6 protein-coding genes are annotated in these 9,373 nt (G+C 60.5%); 1 reads left to right on the forward strand and 5 read right to left on the reverse strand.

Translation table 11 applies throughout. The features are described 5' to 3' along the window. Positions 1-642: magnesium chelatase domain-containing protein (locus ACESMZ_RS11535; protein ID WP_372972637.1), on the forward strand; the 642-nt coding region annotated here is incomplete at its 5' end. Positions 643-875: 233 nt separating this feature from the next. Here ACESMZ_RS11535 and ACESMZ_RS11540 read toward each other — a convergent pair. From ACESMZ_RS11540 to ACESMZ_RS11560, 5 genes are all read right to left on the reverse strand, one after another. Then, the gene (locus tag ACESMZ_RS11540; protein WP_372958663.1) at positions 876-1,244 is read right to left on the reverse strand and encodes a PilZ domain-containing protein; all 369 of its coding nucleotides are present in this window, start codon (positions 1,242-1,244) and stop codon (positions 876-878) included. 382 nt (positions 1,245-1,626) lie between these two features. After that, the gene (gene hemE, locus ACESMZ_RS11545) at positions 1,627-2,691 is read right to left on the reverse strand and encodes a uroporphyrinogen decarboxylase (protein ID WP_372958664.1); all 1,065 of its coding nucleotides are present in this window, start codon (positions 2,689-2,691) and stop codon (positions 1,627-1,629) included. 165 nt (positions 2,692-2,856) lie between these two features. Then, complete coding sequence (locus tag ACESMZ_RS11550; protein ID WP_372972638.1) at positions 2,857-4,275, reverse strand: FAD-dependent oxidoreductase; 1,419 nt, start codon at positions 4,273-4,275, stop codon at positions 2,857-2,859. Between the two features lie 75 nt (positions 4,276-4,350). Next, positions 4,351-8,802, reverse strand: a complete 4,452-nt coding sequence (gene gltB / locus ACESMZ_RS11555; protein ID WP_372958666.1) for a glutamate synthase large subunit — start codon at positions 8,800-8,802, stop codon at positions 4,351-4,353. 176 nt (positions 8,803-8,978) lie between these two features. Continuing rightward, the coding region (locus tag ACESMZ_RS11560; protein ID WP_372958667.1) for an SPOR domain-containing protein at positions 8,979-9,373 on the reverse strand (395 nt) is incomplete at its 5' end.

Consider the following 9,373-nt stretch of genomic DNA (forward strand, 5'->3'; position numbering starts at 1 on the left):
GACAGCCGCTACCGCACCCTGCGGGGCATCAAGAATCGCTTCGGCGCGGTCAACGAACTGGGCGTGTTTGCCATGCTGGAGCAGGGCCTGAAAGAGGTAAAGAACCCCAGCGCCATTTTCCTGAACCGGGGCGAGGAAGCAGCGCCGGGCAGCGTGGTGATGGTAGTCTGGGAAGGTACCCGGCCCATGCTGGTGGAAATCCAGGCACTGGTGGATATGGCCCAGGGCAGCTATCCGCGCCGGGTAGCGGTAGGCCTGGACCAGAACCGCCTGGCCATGCTGCTGGCCGTGCTGCACCGCCATGGCGGCATGCATGTGGCGGATCAGGATGTGTTTGTGAATGTGGTGGGCGGCGTCAAGGTCGTCGAGACCAGTGCTGACCTGGCTCTGCTGGCGGCAATAGTCTCATCCTTCCGCGACCGCGCCCTGCCCCAGGATCTGGTTATATTCGGTGAGGTGGGCCTTTCGGGCGAGATTCGCCCGGTGCCGTCAGGACAGGAGCGCATCTACGAAGCCGCCAAGCATGGGTTTACCCGGGCTCTGGTTCCCAAGGCCAATGCGCCCCGCAAGGCCATTGAGGGGATGAAGGTGATTCCGGTGACCAAACTCAGTGAGGCGTTGTCGGCACTTGAGGAGCTTTGATTGGTCCTGGCACCCCAGCCAGGCGTCCCCGGATGGGCTGTGAACACTTCCGATTGGAACTCGACTGCGTAAGTAGCCTGAATGGCTGGGTGCCTGGGCGCCAGGCCGAGAACCTTTTCCCGGACACGCCGTGAATCCATCCATGGAGGCTCTTCAAAAACGTCCCTGTTTTTGAAGGTCCGGGAAAAGGTTCTCAGCCCGACACCCTGCGAGGCTTATGAGATAAAGCTTGCTTACCCGATCAGGTGGGACAGCTCTCGCTCTAATAGCTCTGCATCACCAAGATTCAGTTCTACCAAGCGCTTCAGGTGAGCGGCGCTTTCCAGATCGATATACTCGATCTTAAAACCGAGCCGGTCTGGTTCGATATGGCGCAAGGTAACCGCCATCACAATGGCGCTTTCGTGATCGTTCAGGTGGACCGTTAATTCGCAGGGCTCACCTTCGGACGCGGCCCACCCAGGTGGTCGAGTCACCAGGGCACCTTTCAGCGAAATATCCAGTATCTCTGCAGTCTGCACGTCGTCCTGCCAGTACAGCTCGCATGGTGCATCGAAAGAAATTCGATGAAACCGACGTTTTTCTGGCTCTTTCTCGGCCATACCATCACTCCGGGCCATTTATTGTTTTCCTCTCGACTATAGACCGCGGAAGTTCACGAATCCACTGCAGTGTCGACAGGATACAAAGCGAGAAAGGTTGGCGATATCGCCGAAGTTAGAGGGACATCGGGTTGAGAACACTTTTCCGGACCTTCAAAAACAGGGACGTTTTTGAAGAGCCTCCATGGATGGATTCACGGCGTGTCCGGAAAAGTGTTATCGGCCCGGTGGCCCAGGCACCCGGCCCTTCAGGCTACTAACGTAGGCGAGACCCGCAGAGAGCTCGTCCGGGAGGAGATTATCGGCCTGGCGCCCAGGCACCAAACCAGCCAGGCTACTACCAACACCCTGGGGCGCCAATAGCGGGCCGGGACAACAAGCCTTAGCGATGATACTCCCCACTTAACTCGACAACCGCCTCAATAAACGCCCCCGCATGCTCCGGATCCACATCCGGTGTAATCCCATGACCGAGATTGAAGATGTGACCAGGCCCTGAGCCGTAGCGCTTCAGGATATCCGCCACCTCCTGGCGAATCCGCTCCTTCGGCGCATACAGCATTGCCGGATCCATATTGCCCTGCAGGGCTACCCGATCGCCGACACGGGCGCGGGCATTACCGATATCCGTGGTCCAGTCCAGGCCCAGGGCATCTGCCCCGGATTCCGCCATGGACTCCAGCCACTGGCCACCGTTCTTGGTAAAGATAATCAGCGGCACCCGGCGGCCATCGTTCTCACGGATCAGGCCATCGGCGATCTTCTTCATATAGTCCAGCGAGAATTCCTGGTAGGCCCAGCTGCTGAGCACCCCGCCCCAGGTATCGAAAATCTGCACCGCCTGGGCGCCGGCCCTGATCTGGCCATTCAGGTAATCGATCACCGAATCTGCCAGGTGGTCCAGCAACCGGTGCATGACTTCCGGCTGGCCGTACATCAGCTTCTTGGCTTCCGAGAACGTCTTGGAAGACCCGCCCTCAATCATGTACGTGGCCAGAGTCCAAGGACTGCCGGAGAAACCAATCAGTGGCACGCGGCCGTTGAGCGCACCACGAATGGTGGACACCGCGTTCATAACGTAATCCAGGTCCACTTCGGCTTTCAGATTGGGCAGCGCGGCAACGTCTGCTTCGGAGCGGATTACATTACGGAACTTGGGGCCTTCGCCGGTTTCGAAATACAGCCCAAGCCCCAGGGCGTCAGGAATGGTCAGGATGTCCGAGAACAGGATGGCGGCATCCAGAGGATAACGCTCAAGGGGCTGCAGGGTGACTTCGCAAGCCAGCGGTGTGTTCTTGCACAGGCTGAGGAAATCCCCGGCCCTGGCCCGGGTTGCACGGTATTCAGGAAGGTAACGACCGGCCTGGCGCATCATCCAGACGGGGGTGCGGTCTACGGGCTGGCGCATGAGGGCGCGGAGGAAGCGGTCGTTCTGCAGTTCGCTCATATCGGGTCCTGATGGTCGAAGTCTGACTGGCCAGGCGAAACCAGGTCTGCCGGTTTTCCACTGGTCATGATGCGCGCAATGATAACGCGTTTGCGACAATAAAAAAGGGCAGCCACCGGAATGGTGCTGCCCTTTTGATACGGATCAGCCGTCGAATGGACGGTCTCAGAGATCCAGGTAGTCCAGGATGCCTTCTGCCGCCTGGCGACCTTCCCAGATCGCAGTGACCACGAGGTCAGAACCTCTCACCATATCGCCGCCAGCGAAGATCTTGGGATTGGAGGTCTGAAACGCAAACTCCGACTCTTCCGGTGCGCTGACCCGGCCGGAATCGTCGGTGTCCACTTTCAACTCGCTGAACCAGTCCGCCGGGCTCGGGCGGAAACCGAAGGCAACCAGCACCGCATCAGCGGGAATGACCTCCTCACTGCCCGGCACCACTTCCGGGCGACGACGGCCGTTCTCGTCCGGCTCACCCAGCTGGGTCTGGACCACCTTCACGCCCTCAACCTGGTCTTCACCGATGATGGCGATGGGCTGACGGTTGAACAGGAACTTCACGCCCTCTTCCTTGGCGTTGGCCACTTCCCGGCGGGAACCGGGCATGTTGGCCTCGTCGCGACGATAGGCGCAGGTAACGCTGGTGGCCTGCTGGCGAATGGAGGTGCGGTTGCAGTCCATGGCAGTGTCACCACCACCGAGGACAACCACCCGCTTGCCTTTCACATCGATGAACTCGCCGGCGTCCTTTTCGAAGCCCAGGCGACGGTTCACGTTGGAAACCAGGAACGGCAGGGCGTCGTAAACCCCCGGCAGATCTTCACCAGGGAAGCCACCCTTCATATAGGTGTAGGTGCCCATACCCATGAATACGGCGTCGTATTCGTCAATGATGTCCTGCAACTGCACGTCCTTGCCCACCTCGGTTTCAAGCCGGAACTCCACGCCCATTTCCTCGAACACCTTGCGACGACGGGTCATGACCGTCTTTTCCAGCTTGAACTCGGGGATACCAAAGGTCAGCAGGCCGCCGATTTCCGGGTAACGGTCAAAAACCACGGGCTTGACGCCATTGCGCACGAGGACATCAGCACAGCCCAGCCCTGCCGGGCCAGCACCGATCACGGCTACCTTTTTGTCGGTCCACTTGACGTCAGACAGGTCTGGCTTCCAGCCGAGGGCAAAGGCCGTGTCAGTGATGTACTTTTCCACCGAGCCGATGGTCACGGCGCCATAACCGTCATTCAGGGTACAGGCCCCTTCGCAGAGGCGATCCTGGGGGCAGACGCGGCCGCAGACTTCCGGCAGGGAGTTGGTCTGGTGGCACAGTTCCACCGCCCGCATGATGTTGCCTTCCGACACCAGCTTGAGCCAGTTCGGGATATAGTTGTGAACCGGACATTTCCACTCACAATAGGGGTTGCCACACTCCAGGCAGCGATGTGCCTGGCTGCTGGCGTCCACTGGTTCGAACTGGTAGTAGATCTCGCCAAAGTTCTTGCGGCGCTTGCTGGCAGGCACCTTCTTCGGGTCAACCCGCCCAACCTGGACAAACTGGAAGTCGTTGTTCAGTCGTTCATTCATGGTGACGCTCTCATCATCTAAATTTCGACGCGCCGGCCCGAATCTGTCGGGCCGGCGGAAAACACTGCCCGCAAGTTATTCCGGGCGGGCCCGGGTGCTGGCCAGCAGGCTCTTCAGGCTGGCGGCCTTGGGCTTGACCAGCCAGAAGCGGCCAACGTAATCGTCGAAATTCTCAAGGATATGGCTTGCCCACTCGCTTGCCGTTTCCGTCACGTGCTCGCGGATAACACCCCGCAGGTAGTTACGGTAGGGCTCCATGTCCTCTCTGGAAATACGCTGGATTTCCACCAGCTCGTGGTTGTATTTATCCACGAAGGTGTTGGACTGGTCCAGCACATAGGCAAACCCGCCGGTCATACCAGCACCGAAGTTGTACCCGGTATTGCCAAGTACCGCGACCATACCGCCGGTCATATATTCACAGCCGTGGTCGCCCACGCCTTCCACCACCGCGTGGGCACCTGAGTTACGAACGCCAAAGCGCTCACCCGCAGTACCGGCAGCAAACAGCTTGCCCCCGGTGGCACCATAGAGGCAGGTGTTACCAATGATGGCCGTTTCCTGGGACTGGAAGGTGCTCACCCGCGGCGGGCGCACCACCAGCTTGCCGCCGGTCATGCCCTTGCCCACATAGTCGTTGGCATCGCCTTCCAGCACCAGGTTCAGGCCTGCCACGTTCCAGACACCGAAACTCTGGCCGGCAGTACCTTTCAGATCCAGGGTGATAGGCGCATCCGCCATGCCCTGGTTGCCGTGAAGGGCGGCGATTTCACCAGACAGACGGGCGCCGATGGAGCGGTCACAGTTGGTGACCTTATAGCTCCAGGCACCGCCGGACTTCTCGACAATGGCGTTACGGATATCGCTGACCATCCGCTCGGCCAGGGCCCCTTCGTCGAATGGAATATTACGCTCCACCTGACAGGTTTGCGGCTTGTCTGCGGGGATATGGTCATTGCTGACGAGACGGCTCAGGTCCAGGCGCTTCTGGCGCTCGGTGTCACCCGGCAGGCGTTCCAGCAGGTCCACACGGCCCACCAGCTCCTCCAGGTTACGAACACCCAGCTTCGCCATCCATTCACGGGTTTCCTCCGCCACGAAGCGGAAGAAGTTCATGGCCATCTCGACGGTACCCTTGAAGTGCTCCTCCCGCAGGTAGTCATCCTGGGTGGCCACGCCGGTGGCGCAGTTGTTCAGGTGACAGATTCGCAGGTACTTGCAGCCCAGGGCGACCATGGGCGTGGTCCCGAAACCAAAGCTCTCGGCGCCGAGAATAGCGCCTTTGACCACATCGAGACCGGTCTTGATACCACCGTCGGTCTGCAGGCGGATCTTGCCGCGAAGATCGTTGGCCCGCAGAGCCTGCTGGGTTTCGCTCAGGCCCAGCTCCCAGGGGGAGCCAGCATAGCGGATTGACGTCAGCGGACTGGCCGCCGTACCGCCGTCATAGCCGGATACCGTGATCAGGTCGGCATAGGCCTTGGCCACACCGGCTGCGATGGTGCCGACGCCGGGCTCGGAGACCAGCTTGACCGAGACCAGCGCCTCCGGATTGACCTGTTTCAGGTCAAAGATCAGCTGTGCCAGGTCCTCGATGGAGTAGATATCGTGGTGCGGTGGCGGTGAAATCAGCGTCACCCCGGGCACGGAGTATCGCAACCGGGCGATCAGCGCGTTCACCTTGCCACCGGGCAACTGACCGCCTTCACCGGGCTTGGCGCCCTGGGCCACCTTGATCTGCATGACGTCCGCACTGCGCAGGTATTCCGCCGTAACGCCGAAGCGACCGGAGGCTACCTGCTTGATCTTTGAGCGACGCTCGGTACCGTAGCGGGCCGGGTCCTCACCGCCCTCACCGGAGTTGGAGCGTCCGCCCAGGGTGTTCATGGCCACGGCCAGCGCTTCGTGGGCCTCGGGGGAGAGGGCACCCAGGGACATGGCCGCCGAATCGAAACGGGGGAAGATCTTCTCCACCGGCTCCACTTCCGACAGGTCGATGGGCTTGATATCGCCCCGGAGCCCGAACAGGTCCCGCAGGGTGGCGACGGGACGGTTGTTCACCAGTCCCGCGTACTCCTGGTACTGGCCGTAATCACCGGTGGTGACCGCATCCTGCAGGGTGCGAACCACGTCCGGGTTGAAGGCATGGTATTCCTGGCCATGCACATACTTGAGCAGGCCCCCCTGGGTAATGGCCTTGCGACGTTTCCAGGCGGTAGCGGCCAGCTGTTCCTGGTCCTGCTGGAAGTCGTAGAACGTCGCCCCCTGGATCCGGCTGGGGACTCCCCGGAAACACAGGTCCACCACTTCGTCGGCCATACCGATGGCCTCGAACAGCTGAGCACCGCGGTAGGAAGTAATGGTGGAGATGCCCATCTTGGACAGGATTTTCAGTAGGCCCTTGTTGATGCCCTTGCGGTAGTTGTTCTTGGCGTCAATGGGATCCATCAGCATCTCGCCGGTGCGGATCAGGTCATTGATCACCTGGTAGGCAAGGTACGGGTAGACCGCCGTGGCGCCGAAGCCGAACAGCACGGCAAAGTGGTGGGGGTCACGGGCCCAGCCGGTCTCGACAATGATGTTGGAGTCACAGCGCAGTCCCTGGCGCACCAGGTGGTGATGGACCGCGCCGGTGGCCATCAGGCTGTTGACGGGCAGTTCACCCTGCTCCAGGTCCTTGTCGGACAGGATCAGCAGCACCTTGCCGTCATCCCGGACCGCTTTCTCGGCAGCCTCACAGATGTCACGGATGCCATTCTCCAGGCCACGCTCGGGGCTGTAGCTGAGACGGATTTTTGCCACTTCGAAGCCGGGCCGGTCATTACCTTCGATGCGCAGGAACTTGCCCGGGGACAGCACTGGCGTCGTCAGGATCACCCGGTTGGCATGCTCCGGGCCTTCCTCGAACACGTTACGCTCGGCGCCGAGACAGGTTTCCAGGGACATGACCACGGCTTCCCGCAGCGGGTCGATTGCCGGATTGGTTACCTGGGCGAACTTCTGGCGGAAGTAGTCCGCCACATGGCGAACCTTGCTTGAAAGCACCGCCATGGGAGTATCGTCACCCATGGAGCCCACAGCTTCCTGGCCGCTTTCAGCCAGCGGGCGCAGTACCTGGTCGCGTTCCTCGTAGGTAACCATGTACATCTTCTGATGCACCTGGAGTTCGTCATTGTCCATCAACCTGAACTCCGGCGTAGCCGCATTCAGCGTGGACTCAACCCGCAGGGCGTTCTCACGCAGCCACTTCTTGTAGGGCTGGGCGCTCTTGAGCCGCCGATCAATATCCTGGGTATGCAGGACTTCGCCGCTTTCGGTGTCTACCGCCAGCATCTGGCCCGGCCCGACACGGCCCTTGGCCACGACGTCTTCCGGCTCGTAATGGTAAGTTCCAATCTCAGACGCCAGGGTGATGAAGTCGTCCTTGGTGACCACCCAGCGCGCGGGCCGCAAACCGTTCCGGTCCAGCATACAGACCGCATAGCGGCCATCGGACAGTACCAGGCCGGCCGGACCGTCCCAGGGCTCCATATGCATGGAGTTGTACTCGTAGAAAGCGCGCAGCTCGGAGTCCATGGTGTCCACGTTCTGCCAGGCCGGCGGAATCATCATCCGCGCCGCCCGGAACAGGTCCACGCCACCGGCCAGCAGCACTTCCAGCATGTTGTCCATGGAGGAGGAGTCCGAGCCGGTCAGGTTGACCAGCGGCTGCAGCGTCTGCAGATCCGGCAGTTCCGGTGAGCTGAACTTGGCAGCCCGGGCGATGGCCCAGTTACGGTTGCCATCAATAGTGTTGATTTCACCGTTATGTGCCAGCAGACGGAACGGCTGGGCCAGGGGCCACCGGGGCATGGTGTTGGTGGAGAATCGCTGGTGGAACACACAGATAGCGGTTTCCAGGTCCGGGTCACCCAGATCCGGGTAAAAGTTGGCCAGGTCAGCGGGCATCATCAGGCCCTTGTAGGCCAGCGTCCGGTGGGACAGGCTGCAGATGTAGAACTCGTCGTCATCCGCCATATCCCGCTCGGCATGGCGCCGGCCAACGAACAGGCTGATACCGAAATCTCTTTCGTTCTTGCCACCCGGCTCAACGAATACCTGCTCAATGCGCGGCAGACAGTCCAGGGCCATTGGGCCGAGGCAGCTATCGTCCACCGGCACTTCCCGCCAGCCCATGATTTCCAGGCCCTGCTCCACCAGGCGTTTCTCGACTGCAGCACGCCCGGCGGACGCACGGGCTTCATCCTGAGCTAAAAAAACCTGGCCAACTGCAAAAAGGTCGCCAGGTTTTTTTCCGAACGCCGCCTGTGCAGCTTTATAGAGGAAGGCCCTGGGACTCTGGATCAGGAGCCCACAACCATCGCCGGTCTTGCCGTCTGCCGCGATGCCTCCGCGATGCGTCATGCAGGTAAGGGACTCGATAGCTGTCTGCAACAGTTTATGGCTTGCCTCGCCCTTCATATGGGCGATCAGGCCGAAACCACAGTTGTCCCGGAACTCGCCGGGATGATACAAGCCTGTTGTCATAAGCGTTCTCTCGCATGTAAAAGCTTTCATATCAGCCCCTTGCGCACCAAGATAGTGCAAAAAATGAGCCGACACCGAAAAAAAGGGGGAAGGGATTCTACACACGTAGAAATACGTAGACAACTTTTTCCTGGCTCAGGGGACTTGTGGGCGTAATTTTGCACCAGATCAGTGCATCAGAAGCTCTCGAAGGCCCTTACCCAGGAATCACTGACCCCCAGGTTGTCCGGTAATCGGTTGGCCGCCGACCGGGCGGCATCACGGGTGGGATACTGGCCATAAACCAGCATAAACCATGGCTGGCCATTTCGCTCGCCCCGGGTATAGGTGAGGTCTTCATTATCCGGGGCCCGGGCAATAACGTTAACAATGGTCTGCTCCAGGTTGCCGGCCACCAACTGAAGCGTCCAGCCATCACGGGCCCTGAGGGACTCGATGGGGACAAATCGCTGGGGCAGTTCCGGCGAGAATGCTGGCTCTGGCTCTGGCTCTGGCTCTGGCTCTGGCTCTGGCTCTGGCTCTGGCTCTGGCTCTGGCTCTGGCTCTGGCTCTGGCTCTGGCTCTGGCTCTG

It is taken from the genome of Marinobacter sp. (genome assembly GCF_041690615.1).
Taxonomy (GTDB): domain Bacteria; phylum Pseudomonadota; class Gammaproteobacteria; order Pseudomonadales; family Oleiphilaceae; genus Marinobacter.